This is a genomic window from Pseudomonas sp. Irchel 3E19 (genome assembly GCF_900187585.1).
GTDB classification, from domain to species: Bacteria; Pseudomonadota; Gammaproteobacteria; order Pseudomonadales; family Pseudomonadaceae; genus Aquipseudomonas; species Aquipseudomonas baetica.
Window position 1 is genome coordinate 1 of sequence record NZ_FYDT01000064.1, and the last position, 15,484, is coordinate 15,484.

The 15,484-nt window shown below is 60.3% G+C and carries 14 protein-coding genes; 10 read left to right on the top strand and 4 right to left on the bottom strand.

The window, feature by feature from the left end:
• On the top strand, window positions 1–272 hold a 272-nt coding region (locus tag CKW18_RS30715), incomplete at its 5' end, for a hypothetical protein (RefSeq protein ID WP_170947328.1).
• Window positions 273–656: 384 nt separating this feature from the next.
• On the opposite strand, the gene CKW18_RS26505 is transcribed toward CKW18_RS30715, so the two are convergent.
• Both CKW18_RS26505 and CKW18_RS26510 read right to left on the bottom strand, forming a co-directional pair.
• Window positions 657–2,132 carry an inorganic phosphate transporter gene (locus tag CKW18_RS26505; RefSeq protein ID WP_095191484.1) on the bottom strand — a complete coding sequence of 492 codons (1,476 nt, stop codon included), beginning with the start codon at window positions 2,130–2,132 and terminating at the stop codon, window positions 657–659.
• A gap of 374 nt (window positions 2,133–2,506) precedes the next feature.
• On the bottom strand, window positions 2,507–2,707 hold the full coding sequence (locus CKW18_RS26510) for a hypothetical protein (protein WP_008080067.1): 201 nt from the start codon (window positions 2,705–2,707) through the stop codon (window positions 2,507–2,509).
• Between the two features lie 640 nt (window positions 2,708–3,347).
• Between CKW18_RS26510 and pcaR the strand changes: the two genes are divergently transcribed.
• The 9 genes from pcaR (at window position 3,348) to pcaC (ending at window position 12,692) form a co-directional block, all read left to right on the top strand.
• Entirely contained in the window at window positions 3,348–4,190 is an 843-nt protein-coding gene (pcaR, locus tag CKW18_RS26515) for a pca regulon transcriptional regulator PcaR (protein WP_095191485.1), read from the top strand.
• Window positions 4,191–4,483: 293 nt separating this feature from the next.
• The gene (locus tag CKW18_RS26520) at window positions 4,484–5,830 is read left to right on the top strand and encodes an MFS transporter (RefSeq protein ID WP_095191486.1); all 1,347 of its coding nucleotides are present in this window, start codon (window positions 4,484–4,486) and stop codon (window positions 5,828–5,830) included.
• A 238-nt stretch (window positions 5,831–6,068) separates the two neighbouring features.
• Window positions 6,069–7,274, top strand: a complete 1,206-nt coding sequence (pcaF, locus tag CKW18_RS26525; protein WP_170947329.1) for a 3-oxoadipyl-CoA thiolase — start codon at window positions 6,069–6,071, stop codon at window positions 7,272–7,274.
• 36 nt (window positions 7,275–7,310) lie between these two features.
• The gene (gene pcaH / locus CKW18_RS26530) at window positions 7,311–8,015 is read left to right on the top strand and encodes a protocatechuate 3,4-dioxygenase subunit beta (RefSeq protein ID WP_095191488.1); all 705 of its coding nucleotides are present in this window, start codon (window positions 7,311–7,313) and stop codon (window positions 8,013–8,015) included.
• A 1-nt stretch (window position 8,016) separates the two neighbouring features.
• Window positions 8,017–8,583 (top strand): protocatechuate 3,4-dioxygenase subunit alpha, encoded by a 567-nt coding sequence (gene pcaG, locus CKW18_RS26535; protein ID WP_095191489.1) that lies wholly within the window; start codon window positions 8,017–8,019, stop codon window positions 8,581–8,583.
• A 196-nt stretch (window positions 8,584–8,779) separates the two neighbouring features.
• Complete coding sequence (locus CKW18_RS26540) at window positions 8,780–10,075, top strand: MFS family transporter (RefSeq protein ID WP_095191490.1); 1,296 nt, start codon at window positions 8,780–8,782, stop codon at window positions 10,073–10,075.
• Window positions 10,076–10,121: 46 nt separating this feature from the next.
• Entirely contained in the window at window positions 10,122–11,486 is a 1,365-nt protein-coding gene (locus tag CKW18_RS26545; protein WP_095191491.1) for a 3-carboxy-cis,cis-muconate cycloisomerase, read from the top strand.
• An 11-nt stretch (window positions 11,487–11,497) separates the two neighbouring features.
• The gene (pcaD, locus tag CKW18_RS26550) at window positions 11,498–12,289 is read left to right on the top strand and encodes a 3-oxoadipate enol-lactonase (RefSeq protein ID WP_095191492.1); all 792 of its coding nucleotides are present in this window, start codon (window positions 11,498–11,500) and stop codon (window positions 12,287–12,289) included.
• Between the two features lie 10 nt (window positions 12,290–12,299).
• Window positions 12,300–12,692: a 4-carboxymuconolactone decarboxylase gene (gene pcaC, locus CKW18_RS26555; protein WP_007917093.1), complete on the top strand. Its 393-nt coding sequence runs from the start codon at window positions 12,300–12,302 to the stop codon at window positions 12,690–12,692.
• A 107-nt stretch (window positions 12,693–12,799) separates the two neighbouring features.
• On the opposite strand, the gene CKW18_RS26560 is transcribed toward pcaC, so the two are convergent.
• Complete coding sequence (locus CKW18_RS26560) at window positions 12,800–13,606, bottom strand: methyltransferase domain-containing protein (RefSeq protein WP_095191493.1); 807 nt, start codon at window positions 13,604–13,606, stop codon at window positions 12,800–12,802.
• A gap of 299 nt (window positions 13,607–13,905) precedes the next feature.
• Complete coding sequence (locus CKW18_RS26565; protein WP_095191494.1) at window positions 13,906–15,165, bottom strand: OprD family porin; 1,260 nt, start codon at window positions 15,163–15,165, stop codon at window positions 13,906–13,908.
• Between the last annotated feature and the right edge of the window lie 319 nt (window positions 15,166–15,484).

The following is a 15,484-nucleotide window of genomic DNA, read 5'->3' on the forward strand; positions in this document are numbered from 1 at the left end:
CAGCCAACCAGTTTCTGGCGGGTGTACTCAATCCCTGTGGGAGCGGGCTTGCTCGCGAAGGCGGCCTGACAGCCAACCAGTTTCTGGCGGGTGTACTCAATCCCTGTGGGAGCGGGCTTGCTCGCGATGACGGCCTGACAGCCGACCAGTTTCTGGCGGGTGTACTCAATCCCTGTGGGAGCTGGCTTGCTCGCGAAGGCGGCCTGACAGCCAACCAAGCTCTGACAGATGTAATCAATCCACCGGAGCTGCCGGAGGCTGCGATCCTTTGATCTGCTCTGGCTCTGGCTCTGGCTCTGGTTTTTGACGTTGCTTTTGATCTCCAGCCCCATTGGCAGGCCGAGCGGAGGTGTTCATCAGGGGGTAGGCGCGCAGCGCCGTGCGGCGCAGCCGCATTCATCGAGAGGAGGTGCAGCGAAGCAAACCGTAGGCGATGCCCCCGGATGGACACCGTAGCGAGGGAACACTGAGCCTCAGCGAAGTGCCGTACGCCGGGGCAAAGCCTTTTGGGTTACCTTTTCGGCGTTTGGAAAAGGTGACCCGCCGTCAGGGCGGAACCCTAAGCAGCCGTTACCGCAGAAACGGATATGCCCCCAACCCCAAACAAAAAAGGCGCGATCCTCACGAATCACGCCTTTTTCATTTCCAGCTATCTATCAACTACCCAGCGCCTTGGACGCCAGCCAGAACAACCCGGCCGACAGCGCAACAGTCGCCGGCAGGGTCAACACCCAGGCCAACAGAATGGTGCGAACCGTGCCACCCTGCAGGCCGCTTTTGTTGGCGACCATGGTGCCCGCCACGCCCGAAGACAGAACGTGCGTAGTCGACACCGGCAGACTGAAGATGTTGGCCAGACCAATCAAACTGGCCGTCGTGATCTGCGCCGACATCCCCTGAGAATAGGTCATGCCCTGCTTGCCGATCTTCTCGCCAATGGTCAGCACCACGCGTTTCCAGCCGACCATGGTGCCCAGACCCAAGGCCAGCGCGACCGCCAGAATCACCCAGAACGGGGCGTATTCGGTGGTGGTGGTCAGGTCTTTGCGCAGTTTGTCCAGGTCAGCCTTTTCACGGGCTTCGAGGCCAGGCAATTTGCCGACTTTCTTCGCGGTATCGTCCAGGCACAGCAGGTAGCGACGAACTTCTACGCGGCTTTCCGACGACAGCGAATGGTAGTCCGCAACACCTTTAAGGGTGTGGAGCAGGGCGGAGATGGTCGGTTCGGTCTGCTGCGGGTTGCAGCGGAATTTCTCCGGCAGGTCGCCTTCTACGCTCTTGCCCAGGGCGAGGAACTCGCCGAGGGAGTCGGCGTTGCGCTGGTAGAACTGGCTCAGGTGCAGCGTCGCGTCGCGGGTGCGTTCGATCTGGTAGGTCGTGCTGTTCAGGTCGAGTACGAACTGCGCAGGCACGATACCGATCAGCACCAGCATGATCAGGCCGATGCCTTTCTGACCATCGTTGGAGCCGTGCACGAAGCTGACGGCCATGGCCGAAATCACCAGGACCAGGCGATTCCAGAACGGCGGGTGCTTCTTGTCGTCGATCTTGCGGCGCTGTTCCGGTGTCTTGTGCATCTTTGACAGCGGGCGCCACCATTTCAGGCCGATCAGCACCAGTGCGGCGATGAGGAAGCCAGCCATCGGCGAGAACACCAGCGAGGCGCCGATATCGATCGCTTTCTGCCAGTTCACACCGTCGGCCAACGGAATATCGTTGATCAGGGCGTTAGCCAGGCCTACACCGAGGATCGAACCGATCAAGGTGTGGGAGCTGGACGCCGGGATGCCGAAGTACCAGGTGCCAAGATTCCAGGTGATTGCCGCGGCGAGCAATGAGAACACCATCGCCAGGCCATGGCCGGTGTTCACATTGATCAGCAGCTCAACCGGCAGCAAATGGACAATGGCATATGCCACGCCAACGCCACCCAGCAGCACGCCGAGGAAATTGAACACACCGGAAAAGAACACCGCCAGGTGAGGCGGCATGGCTTTGGTGTAGATAACAGTGGCTACCGCGTTAGCGGTGTCATGAAATCCATTGATGAACTCGAAGGCGAGGACAAACGTCAGGGCGAGCAAGAGGCTCACAAGCACCCAAGCATCCAGTCCGCTGAATAAATCGATCATGAAGGTTTTCTGACCCGGTCGTAAGGGGGCGCGATTATGCCAGAAAAGACTGGAAATCGATGCCCTCCCTGCTCATCAGTAACACTCTTATTCGATTTAATTTGTTGCAGTGCGTTAAAACCAAGGGGAGTGCAGGGTTTTTCAAGTCATTGATTTTGGTATAAAAATTGTATTTCGAGCGGTCATTTTGTTGTCGCCTCACGGGCTCAAACGCTTGTCTGAAATATCTGTGAAACCTGTAGCGAGCTCCTTTTCGGCCGCAAAGCCGGGGAGATAGCCGCTGCCCGCGGGTAGCGGGCGCGCAAGGCATCGTTGATACACCGCGCTCGTAACCGGTGCGCACGCTGACCTTCGAAATAATCAAAACCCGTGGCTCATGGCTCTTCGGCTTTGAGTTCCTTTTCGATCTTTTCAATTTCTTGTTTGAAGACCTGATCCTGAACGGTTGGGCGTTTGCGCCACGCCTTGCGTTCCGGTTCGGGTTGAGCGGCGTAGGTGGTGACTTCCCCGCCGTAAACTTCCTTGTAACGTTGTTCCTGGCGCTCAAGTTCTGCGCGCAGTTCGTCTTTCGTCACAGTGCTACCTGTTTGAGTTGAGATAAATGTCTGGTGAAACGCACGGCAACGGATCGATTGATCGAGTCCACCGAGCGCCAACACCTGAACAGGCGTTGATGTAATCGGCAGGGCGATCAAGACTTCCATGTTGCAGGCGGCTACGGCACCAGATTAAAACTGACGTAGCATCAGTTTCCTGTTTTTCAGCGAGCGCTGGCGTTGCAAGAGTCATTCGTCAGGCGCTGGCCTGGGCTGTCGGCGATGGACATCGCGTCAGTCGGTGGTATCACGGTGATTGAAAACCGGGTGCCACTGAGGTGCATTATAGCGGTCGATTCAGGAATGACTATCTTTGCCAAGTTAAAAACGGTTCTGGATGTGTGATCGTTTTGTTACTGACAACTTTTATCGGTAGTTGAATGTCCGGGTGCAGATTTATTTGCCAGGCGTTCTGTTTTTGGCGTCATTTAGTCGAACAACTAAGGCGCGGATTGCGAAGTACGGCAAACCGTTCAAGCCGTTGCCTGGGTGATGCAGGGTCGATTGCGATTATCGGCCGATGGTTCGATAATCGCCCCATCATGCGGCCTCGGCTTTGATGCATCTTCACGCGAGCCGTTCGTGTCGCCACCGATCCGTGCCGGATAAAGGACCTGAAATGAACGATCAAATGCGCAACTCTTTCACCTCCGTCGCGCCGCCGATTGTTGCCTCGCCGGCCAAGCGGATTCAGGCGCTGACTGGCGATCCGGACTTCATGACATCGCTGGCCCGTGGTCTGGCGGTGGTGCAAGCTTTTCAGGAGCGCAAACGGCACCTGACCATCGCCCAGATCAGCCACCGCACGGAAATCCCTCGCGCTGCCGTGCGCCGTTGCCTGCACACCTTGATCAAACTCGGCTACGCCACTACGGATGGCCGCACCTATTCGCTGCTACCGAAAGTGCTGACCCTGGGCCATGCCTATCTGTCGTCGACGCCGTTGGCGGTTTCCGCCCAGCCCTACCTCGACCGCATGAGCGAGCAACTGCATGAGGCCTGCAACATGGCCACGCTTGAAGGCGACGATATACTCTACATCGCCCGTTCGGCGACGACGCAACGGCTGATTTCGGTGGATCTGTCGGTGGGCGGGCGCCTGCCGGCCTATTGCACGTCGATGGGCCGCATTCTGCTGGCCGCGCTGGACGACACGACGCTGGGTGAATACCTCGACCACGCCGACCTGGTCGCCAAGACCAGCCGCACCCTTCACACCCCCGACGCGTTGCTCGAATGCTTGCAAGAAGTACGGCAGCAGGGCTGGTGCATCGTCGATCAGGAACTGGAACAAGGCCTGCGCTCGATTGCTGTGCCAGTCTACGACGCCTCGGGGCAAGTGGTGGCGGCGCTCAACGTCAGCACCCACGCCGGCCGCGTCAGTCGCACGGAGCTGGAGCAACGTTTTCTGCCAGGCCTGCTCAACGCCAGTCGCGACCTCAGCGCGCAGTTGTTTGCCTGATGAAGCTGTTCGATAAACGCACACTGTTGCGTTTATCGAATTGACGTTAAAACCCTCGAATCATTAATGTCGCGGCAGCGTCATACGGCGCTGACCGACGCGTCAGCCCGGACTGCCGACTCCGATAATAATGACAAGAGGCAACTCCCCATGCGCCCGTTCCCCGAGTGTCGCCGCTTCCGCCCGTGTTGCCGGGTTAACTGCAGCATCTGATTGCAACCTTCTATTCTTGTGCCCGTGCCGCTCTTTGGCCGGCCGCCGTTCGACTGCGTTTTTTGCGTGGAATAAAAATAATGAACCAGCCTCAGTCTGCTGTAGGTCACTGCCTCGACGTGCAGTCCTTCATCAATGCCCAACCGATCTCGCGCTATCAGTGGCGGGTGGTGATCCTGTGTTTTCTGATTGTGTTCCTCGATGGCCTCGACACGGCGGCCATGGGGTTCATTGCCCCGGCATTGTCACAAGACTGGGGCATCGACCGCGCCAGTCTCGGCCCGGTGATGAGTGCCGCGCTGATCGGCATGGTCTTCGGCGCACTCGGTTCCGGGCCTTTGGCTGACCGCTTCGGGCGCAAAGTCGTATTGGTCGGTGCGGTGTTGCTGTTCGGCGCTTTCAGTCTGGCCTCGGCATACAGCACCAATGTCGAACAACTGCTGGTGTTGCGCTTTCTGACCGGCCTCGGTCTGGGTGCGGGGATGCCAAACGCGACCACGCTGCTCTCGGAATACACCCCGGAGCGTAAGAAGTCGCTGCTGGTGACCAGCATGTTCTGCGGCTTCAACCTGGGTATGGCCGGTGGCGGGTTCATTTCCGCCAAGCTGATTCCGGCGTTCGGCTGGCACAGCCTGTTGCTGATCGGCGGGATTCTGCCGTTGATCCTCGCCGTGGTGCTGCTGTTCTGGCTGCCTGAATCGGCGCGTTACCTGGTCGTGCGTAACCGCGGCACCGACAAGATTCGCAAGACGCTGGCGCCGATCGATCCGGCCGTCATCGCCCAGGCTGCGAGTTTCAGCGTGCCGGAACAGAAAACCGTCAAGGCGCGCAACGTGTTCGCGGTGATTTTCTCCGGTACTTACAGCACCGGCACGTTGCTGCTGTGGCTGACCTACTTCATGGGCCTGGTGATCGTGTACCTGCTGACCAGTTGGTTGCCGACGCTCATGCGTGACAGCGGTGCGAGCATGGAGCAGTCGGCTTTCATTGGCGCACTGTTTCAGTTTGGCGGCGTGTTGAGTGCAGTCGGTGTGGGATGGGCGATGGATCGCTTCAATCCGCACAAGGTCATCGGCATTTTCTACCTGCTGGCCGGGGTGTTTGCCTACGCGGTGGGCCAGAGCCTGGGCAACATCACATTGCTGGCGACCTTGGTGCTGGTGGCGGGGATGTGCGTGAACGGTGCGCAATCGGCGATGCCGTCCTTGGCGGCGCGTTTTTATCCGACGCAGGGCCGGGCGACCGGTGTGTCCTGGATGCTGGGGATTGGCCGCTTCGGCGCGATTCTCGGCGCGTGGATGGGCGCGACGCTGTTGGGGCTGGGCTGGAATTTCGAGCAGGTACTGACGGCATTGGTGATTCCTGCGGCATTGGCGACCACGGCGGTGTTGATCAAGGGCATGGTCAGCCATGCGGATGCGACGTGACGCATTCTTGATTGTTTGTCGAGTTTGCGGGCCTCTTCGCGAGCAGGCTCGCTCCCACAAGTGCGACGTGACTTCTGTGGGAGCGAGCCTGCTCGCGAAGCTTTTGCCATTGATTGTCAGGCTGATAACAATGCGTTCGATAAACGAACGCTCAGTCGATTATCGGATTGTCTGGCAAATTTCAGCGGCTTAACCTGCAGTGAACCGCCGCGGCCCACGGCCAGGCACCTGGAGAAGCATGATGCGTGAAGTTTTTATCTGTGACGCGATTCGTACCCCTATCGGCCGTTTCGGTGGTGGTTTGTCTACCGTTCGCGCCGATGACCTGGCCGCCGTGCCGATCAAGGCACTGATGGAGCGCAACCCGTCGGTGGACTGGAGTGCCATCGACGAAGTGTTCCTCGGCTGCGCCAACCAGGCCGGCGAAGATAACCGCAACGTTGCGCGCATGGCGCTGCTGCTGGCCGGCCTGCCGGAAACCGTGCCCGGCGTGACCCTCAATCGCCTCTGCGCTTCGGGGATGGATGCGATCGGCACAGCGTTTCGCGCCATCGCCAGCGGCGAGATGGAGCTGGCGATTGCCGGCGGCGTCGAGTCGATGTCCCGCGCACCGTTCGTGATGGGCAAGGCCGATGCGGCGTTCTCGCGCAACATGAAACTGGAAGACACCACCATTGGCTGGCGTTTCATCAATCCGTTGATGAAGGCGCAGTACGGCGTCGATGCGATGCCGCAGACCGCCGATAACGTCGCTGACGATTACGAAATTTCCCGCGAGGATCAGGACGCTTTCGCACTGCGCAGTCAGCAACGCACTGCCGCCGCGCAAGCCGCCGGCTACTTCGCCGAAGAAATCGTCGAAGTACGGATCGCCCACAAAAAGGGCGAAACCGTGGTCAGCCAGGATGAACACCCGCGCGCCGACACCACAATCGAAGCCCTGAGCAAACTGAAACCGGTCAACGGCGCGGACAAAACCGTCACTGCTGGCAACGCCTCGGGTGTTAACGACGGCGCCGCTGCGTTGATTCTGGCCTGCGCCGAAGCGGTGAAGAAACACGGCCTGACTGCCCGCGCCAAAGTGCTGGGCATGGCCAGTGCCGGCGTCGCACCACGAGTGATGGGCATCGGCCCGGTGCCAGCGGTGCGCAAACTCACCGAACGCCTCGGTGTCGCGGTCAGCGATTTCGACGTGATCGAACTCAACGAAGCGTTCGCCAGCCAGGGCTTGGCCGTGCTGCGCGAACTGGGACTGGCGGATGACGCCGCTCAGGTCAACCCGAACGGCGGCGCGATTGCCTTGGGCCATCCGTTGGGCATGAGCGGTGCGCGCCTGGTGCTGACCGCGCTGCATCATTTGGAAAAGACCGGCGGCAAGACAGGTCTGGCGACCATGTGCGTCGGTGTCGGGCAGGGTCTGGCCCTGGCCATCGAACGCGTCTGACGCACAGCTGCACGAATAAGAACTGAGGAAAGCGAAATGACTGACAAGCCTGGTTACCGTCGTCCGCAGGAAGGCACCCAGCCTGAGTACCTGCACCCGACGTATCAATCGACCAATTTGCGCTCACCATCCAAGCCTTTGGTGTTTCTGCCCCACTCGCTGTCGGAAATCACCGGGCCGACCATCGGCGCCGAGCGTGTGACCGAAAAGGACAACGACCTGACCGCCCAGCATGACGGCGAACCACAGGGCGAGCGGATCATCATCCACGGCCGTGTGCTCGACGAAAACGGCTTGCCGGTGCCGGGGATTCTTGTAGAAATCTGGCATGCCAACGCCGCCGGCCGCTACAACCACCCGCGCGACCTGCATGACGCGCCGCTGGACCCGAACTTCACCGGCACTGGCCGCACCGTGACCGACGCCGACGGCTGGTATCAGTTCCAGACCATCAAGCCCGGCGCCTATCCGTGGGGCAACCACCACAATGCGTGGCGCCCGGCGCACATTCATTTCTCGCTGTTCGGACCGAGCATCCTCACCCGCTTGGTGACGCAGATGTATTTCCCCGGCGACCCGTTGCTGGCCTACGACCCGATCTACAACTGCGTGCCGGACACGTCGGCCAAGGAACGCCTGATCGCCCGTTTCGATCTGGAAAAAACCATTCCGTCCTACGCCCTCGGATACCGCTGGGACATCGTGCTGCGCGGCCGTGATGCCACGCCGATGGAGAAATAAGATGACCCTGAATGCGACCACATCCCACACCGTCGGGCCGTATTACCACATCGGCCTGACCTGGCTGAACCGCGAGAACCTCGCCACTGAGTTGACTTTGGGCGAGCGCGTGGCGATCACCGGGCAAGTGGTGGATGGCAATGGCGATGTCGTCAACGACGCCATGCTGGAAGTCTGGCAAGCCAACGCGGCGGGCAAGTACGACCATCCGGAAGACGAACAGGACAAACCGCTCGACCCGCATTTCGAAGGGTTCGGCCGAGTACCGGTGGATGCCGAAGGGCGTTTCCGTTTCACCACGATCAAACCGGGCACGGTCGAGGGTTTGAAGGGCTCGACCCAGGCACCGCATCTGGTGGTGCTGGTGTTTGCGCGCGGGTTGGTGAAGCACTTGCTGACGCGGATTTACTTTGAAGGTGATCCGGCGAACGTGAGTGATCCGCTGCTGGAATGTGTACCGGCCGAGCGCCGCGCGACGTTGCTGGCCAAGCCGGATGCGTCGGGGGGGTACCAGTGGAATGTGATTTTGCAGGGCACTGACGCCGAGACCGTGTTCTTCGATTACTGAGGAACACCACCAATCCCCTGTGGGAGCGGGCTTGCTCGCGAAAGCGGAGGGTCAGCCAACATAAATGTCGTCTGACACTCCCTCTTCGCGAGCAGGCTCGCTCCCACAGGTGAGAACTCTGTTGCAGATGGAACTGTGGAACGGGACTGTTGCAAAGTGTGTCTAGACTCTCACAGTCCCTATTGAGTGAAAAACAATGACAACCACCACATCCCATTACACCGGTGAGGAGCGCAGCAAGCGTATCTTTGCCATTGTCGGCGCCTCGTCCGGCAACCTGGTCGAATGGTTCGACTTCTACGTCTACGCCTTTTGCGCGATCTATTTCGCCCCGGCGTTTTTCCCCTCCGATAACCCGACGGTGCAACTGGTCAACACGGCGGGCGTGTTCGCCGCCGGTTTCCTGATGCGTCCTATCGGCGGTTGGATCTTCGGGCGTCTGGCGGACAAGAAGGGCCGCAAGGCCTCGATGCTGATCTCGATTCTGATGATGTGCTTTGGCTCATTGCTCATCGCCTGTCTGCCGACCTACAAGGACATCGGCGTCTGGGCGCCAGTCTTGTTGTTGTTCGCGCGCCTGTTGCAAGGTCTGTCGGTGGGTGGCGAGTACGGCACCACCGCGACCTACATGAGCGAAGTCGCGCTCAAGGGCCAGCGCGGTTTCTTCGCCTCGTTCCAGTACGTGACGTTGATTGGCGGGCAATTGCTGGCGGTGTCCCTGGTGGTGGTGCTTCAGCAGTTCCTCACCGAAGAAGATCTGCGTGCCTACGGCTGGCGGATTCCGTTCGTAGTCGGTGCGGTGGCGGCGTTGATTTCGCTGTTCCTGCGTCGTTCGCTGAAAGAAACCACCAGCAAGGAGATGCGCGAGAACAAGGACGCCGGCAGCATCCGTGCGCTGTTTCGCGATCACAAAGCCGCGTTTATCACCGTGCTGGGTTATACCGCCGGTGGCTCGCTGATTTTCTACACCTTCACCACGTACATGCAGAAGTACCTGGTGAACACCGCCGGCATGCACGCCAAGACCGCCAGTTACATCATGACCGGCGCGCTGTTCTTATATATGTGCATGCAACCGCTGTTCGGCATGCTCGCCGACAAGATTGGCCGACGTAACTCGATGCTCTGGTTCGGCGGGCTCGGTACGCTGTTCACCGTGCCGATCCTGCTCAGCCTCAAAGGCGTCAGCAGTCCGCTCCTGGCTTTTGTGCTGATCACCGTGGCGCTGGCGATTGTCAGTTTCTATACCTCGATCAGCGGCCTGGTGAAAGCCGAAATGTTCCCGCCGGAAGTCCGCGCCCTTGGCGTGGGCCTGGCTTATGCGGTGGCCAACGCGATCTTCGGTGGCTCGGCGGAATTCGTTGCCCTGAGTCTGAAGGCTGGCGGCATGGAAAACGCTTTCTACTGGTACGTCACGGCGATGATGGCGGTGGCCTTCCTGTTCAGTCTGCGTCTGCCCAAGCAGGCGAAGTATTTGCACCACGATCTGTAAACCAATGTGCGCGGGCCGCCATGGCCCGCGCCGGCAAGGACTGTTTATGACTCAGCGACCGGGCAATCAATTGTTCGATGCCTATTTCACGGCCCGTGATATGCGCGAAGTGTTCTGCGATCAGGGCCGCGTGCAGGCGATGCTCGACTTCGAAGCAGCGCTGGCCCGGGCCGAGGCGCGGGTCGGACTGATTCCGGCGTCCGCCGTTGCCCCGATCGTCAGCGCGTGCAGCGCTGATCTGTACGATTTCGCGGCGCTGGGCGAGGCGATTGCCACGGCCGGCAATTCGGCGATTCCGCTGGTCAAGGCGTTGGGCAAGCAGATTGCCGCAACCGATGCCGAGGCCGAACGTTATGTGCATCTGGGCGCGACCAGTCAGGACGTGATGGATTGCGGGCTGGTGCTGCAATTGCGTCAGGCGCTGGACTTGATCGAAGAGGAATTGGCGCTACTCGCCGCTTCGCTCGCCACTCAGGCACAACGTCATGCCGCTACACCGCTGGCCGGGCGCACCTGGTTGCAACACGCGACACCGGTGACCCTCGGCATGAAAATCGCCGGTTGGCTCGGCGCTGTCACCCGCAGCCGTCAGCGTCTACACGAACTCAAGCCGCGTCTGTTGGTGCTGCAATTCGGCGGCGCGTCGGGCACCCTCGCGGCGCTGGGCGAGCAGGCATTGCCGATCGCTGAGGCCTTGGCTGAGGAACTGCAACTGACCCTGCCGGAACAGCCATGGCACACCCAGCGTGATCGCATCGTCGAGTTTGGCGCGGCACTCGGCTTGATTGCCGGCAGCCTCGGCAAGCTCGGGCGCGACGTCAGTTTGTTGATGCAGACCGAAGCGGCCGAAGTGTTCGAACCCGCGGCGCCGGGCAAGGGTGGCTCCTCGACCATGCCGCACAAACGCAATCCGGTCGGCGCGGCAGTGCTGATCGGCGCCGCGACGCGGGTGCCGGGGCTGGTGTCGACATTGTTCAGTGCGATGCCCCAGGAACATGAGCGCAGCCTCGGTCTGTGGCATGCCGAATGGGAAACCCTGCCGGACATCTGCTGCCTCGTTTCCGGATCGTTGCAACAGGCGCGGTTGCTCGCTGATGGCCTCGAAGTCGACGCCGAGCGCATGGGCCGCAACCTCGAACTGACCCAAGGGCTGGTGCTGGCCGAAGCGGTGAGCATCGTCCTCGCGCAACGGGTCGGTCGCGACAGCGCGCATCACTTGCTCGAACAATGCTGTAAACGTGCGGTGGCCGAGCAGCGTCACTTGCGTGCCGTACTCGGTGACGAGCCGAAAGTCACCGCCCAACTGAACGCCGCTGAACTGGATCATCTTTTGAACCCCGCCCATTACCTCGGTCAGGCGCAAGTCTGGGTCGAGCGTGCGGTGGCCGAACACAATGCTTTGACTGTCTGAAGGAGAGGGCTGTGGCTTTCGTTCAACTCGCCGATGGCGAACTGCACTATCAAATGGAAGGCCCCGTCGATGCGCCGGTGCTGGTGCTGTCCAACTCGCTGGGCACTGATCTGCACATGTGGGACGCGCAAATGCCAGCGTTCACCGAGCATTTTCGCGTGCTGCGGTTCGACACCCGTGGCCACGGCCAATCGCTGGTAACGCCTGGACCCTACAGCATCGAGCAGTTGGGCCATGACGTGCTCGGACTGCTGGATGCGCTGCACATCGAGCGCGCGCATTTCTGCGGTCTGTCGATGGGCGGCTTGATCGGCCAGTGGCTGGGGATCAATGCCGGGCACCGTTTGCACAAGCTGATCGTGTGCAACACCGCTGCGAAAATCGGCGATCCATCGGTGTGGAACCCGCGCATCGAAACCGTCCTGCGCGACGGCCCGGCGGCGATGGTTGCCCTACGCGATGCGTCGATTGCCCGCTGGTTTACCCCGGACTTTTCGGCGGCGCATCCGGCTGCGGCCAAGCAGATTACCGACATGCTCGCGGCCACCAACCCTCAAGGCTATGCCGCCAATTGCGCGGCGGTACGTGATGCCGATTTTCGTGATCAATTGGCCTCGATCAACGTGCCGCTGCTGGTCATTGCCGGTACCGAAGACGCGGTGACACCGCCGTCCGGCGGGCATTTCATTCAGGAACACGTGCGCGGTGCCGAGTACGCCGAGTTCTATGCGGCGCATCTTTCCAACGTGCAGGCCGGCGCTGATTTCAGCGAGCGTGTATTGGCGTTTTTGCAGGCGAAGTGAGGAAGTTTTTGTGGACGAGAAACAACGTTACGACGAAGGCATGCAAGTTCGCCGCGCGGTGTTGGGCGATGCGCATGTCGATCGCAGCCTGACCACGCTGACCGAGTTCAACTCGGAGTTTCAGGAGATGATCACTCGTCATGCCTGGGGCGATATCTGGACTCGCCCGGGTTTGCCTCGGCATACCCGCAGCCTGATCACCATCGCCATGCTGATCGGCATGAACCGCGAGGGCGAGCTGAAACTGCATCTGCGTGCCGCAGCCAATAACGGCGTCAGCCGGGGCGAGATCAAGGAAGTGATCATGCAGAGCGCGATCTATTGCGGGATTCCGGCGGCGAATGCCACTTTTCACCTGGCGGAATCGGTGTGGGATGAGCTTGGGGTTGAATCCCGGGAATAAGTGTTGCCCGGTCTGACGCTTTCGCGAGCAAGCCCGCTCCCACATTTGGAATGCATTTCAACTGTGGGAGCGGGCTTGCTCGCGAAAGCGGTAGCGGCCGTAACGAATCAAACCGTGGCGACAATAAAAATCCGCTTGAACGCAAACAACGTATGTCCATCCGCCTCCTGCGGATACTGCGCATGCACCCGCATCAAGTAGTGATAAATGAATCGCGCCTGTTCCTCTGAGTCAAGCGCCTGCATCACCGGTCGCAATGCCGACACTTTCACCCAGTCATACACCGGCGATTTGCCGTCGACCACCTGCAACTGCTCGGTCTCCCAGATATCCAGCGACGTGGTCAACGGCGCCAGCAAACGGTAGTAATCCTCCAGCGCCAACAACGGCCGCGCCGCCATGCGCTGGCGCAGTTGCGGTGTGCCTAATGGCGTGCCGCCGGGGCCGCCATCTTCGAGGGTATCGAGCATCAGCCGATACCACAGCGCATCGCGCCAGTCGGGCATGTGCGCCGCCAGACAACCCCCAGGGTTGAGTTGGCCGAGCAGGCGCGGCAGTAAGGTGTCGTGGCCATCAATGAAGTGCAGAACAGCGGCGGCGAGGATCAGGTCGGCGGGTTGTTCGGGCCGCCAGTCGAGCAAGTCGCAGTGTTTCCATGAGGCTTTGATTGGCAGGCAGCGAGCCTCGTTGAGCATCTGCACGGAACTGTCGACACCGTGCAGTTGTGCATGCGGCCAACGCCGGGCCAGCAGTTGCGTGGCAATGCCGGTGCCGCAGCCGAGGTCATGAATGTACTGGGGGTTGTTCAATTCAACGCGGTCGAGCAGTTCGTTGACGGGGCGTTGCCTGAGACGGGAAAACTGCTGGTACGCCTTGGCGTCCCAGTCACGTGCTGCTTTGAGTCGGGCGATCATGAGGTGGTCCTCCAGCGATCGGCAGTGTCTTCCGTGACAACCTGGCTCAAGTCTTGGCAGACCAACATCAACAGATAACGGAAGCGGGAAGGGTGAAACACCTGAGTCCTTCAGGTGTTTTCTACTTTAATCGACGGCTAGCGAAGTGCCAGACTGGCTGACGGGTGGCGCGCTGATATGCCCTTTTTTGCAGGGGCTGCCAAAGGCTGCGATTTTGTGATTTTTCAAGATCAAAAGATCGCAGCCTGCGGCAGCTCCTACAGATGAACCGGTTCACTCAGGGGGCGTATGGATGAGGTTCAGAGCAGGCTGATCGGATAACTGACGATCAGGCGATTCTCGTCGAACTCGTTGTTGCTGAAGTCGCGGCGCATGGTCGAGTTGCGCCATCTGACGTTCAGGTCTTTGAGCGCGCCGCTTTGCACGGTGTAGCCCAGTTCCGATTCGCGGCCCCATTCCTTGCCATCGGTGATGGTGCCGGTGTGTACGTTGTCGCCGCTGATGTAGCGGTTCATCAGGGTCAGGCCGGGCACGCCCATCGCGGCGAAGTTGTAGTCGTGGCGCAACTGCCAGGAACGCTCCTGAGCGTTGTCGTAACTGGCGTTGTAACTGTCGTTGGCCAGCGTGCCGCCGCTGGTGCCGTTGACGCGCATCCACGCGCTGTCGCCGGTGAGTTTTTGCAGGCCAACGTAGAAGGTGTTGCCGCCGTATCGGGCCGAGAACATCCCCGACCAGGTCTTGTTGTCCAGTTCGCCGGCGCGGGCGCTGCCGTCGTCCTTGCCATAGAAGAAACCGAGGTTGGCGCCCAGCGTCCAGTCGCCGAGTGGCTGGCTGTGGATCAGGTTGACGTATTGCTGGCTGTAGATGTCCTTGAGCTCGGCGTTCCACAGGCCGATCTGTGTGCGTTTTTCGTTGAAAACGTATTCACCGCCCTGAAAATTGAAGCGATCGGAGGTGAACGCGGCTTTGCCGGTCATCGACATGTCGCTCATGCTGCTGTCGTCGCGCGGGCTGTTGGCGCGGAACTGGCCACCGTACAGGGTCAGGCCGTTGATTTCCTTCGAGGTGATCTGCCCGCCACGGAAGGTTTGCGGCAGCGAGCGACCGTCGTCCGAACGCAGGATCGGCAGCACTGGCATCCATTCGCCGACCTTCACTTCGGTCTGCGACAGCTTGGCCTTGAACGCGACGTTGGTGCGGCCGAAGTTGTCCGCCGGGCGGCCGTCATGATCAAGCGGCAGCAACTGCGTACCGCCAGTGCCTTTGCCACCGTCAAGTTTCACCGAATACAAGCCGAGCACGTCCATGCCGAAACCGACGGTGCCTTGGGTGAAGCCTGATTTGGCGTCGAGAATGAAGCTCTGCGTCCACTCTTCAGCCTTGCCCTGAGCCTTGGTCGGGTTGGTGAAATTACGGTTGATGTAGAAGTTGCGCAGGTTGAGGTTGACCTTCGCCCCTTCGATGAAGCCGGCTTCTTCGGCCACAGCGGGCAAAGCAGCCCCGGCCAGAGCGAGGGCGATCAGGCCGGGTAATGCGTACGGCGCAGTGGGATGTGTCATCGCAGAGTCTCTTGTTGTTTTTTTTGAGTCGAACGGGGCCGTTGCCGCCGCTTTCGGGGGCAAACATGAAGTTGCACATTCGGGGATGAAGCGGCGGCGATCAGCCGGACAGGGTAGGGCGCGGGGGCATGGTGTCGAACCTGTTGTTATTGGTTTTGTGAAGCGAATGGTGCGGGGCGCAGAGGCGGGGTTTCAATCGGGGAAAGCGGGTTTTGGGCGATTATCGAACGCAAGATTGAGCCGGTTTTTTGGGTGTCTGGGCTGACGTCTTCGCGAGCAAGCCCGCTCCCACAGGGGAACGCATTCCAAATGTGGGAGC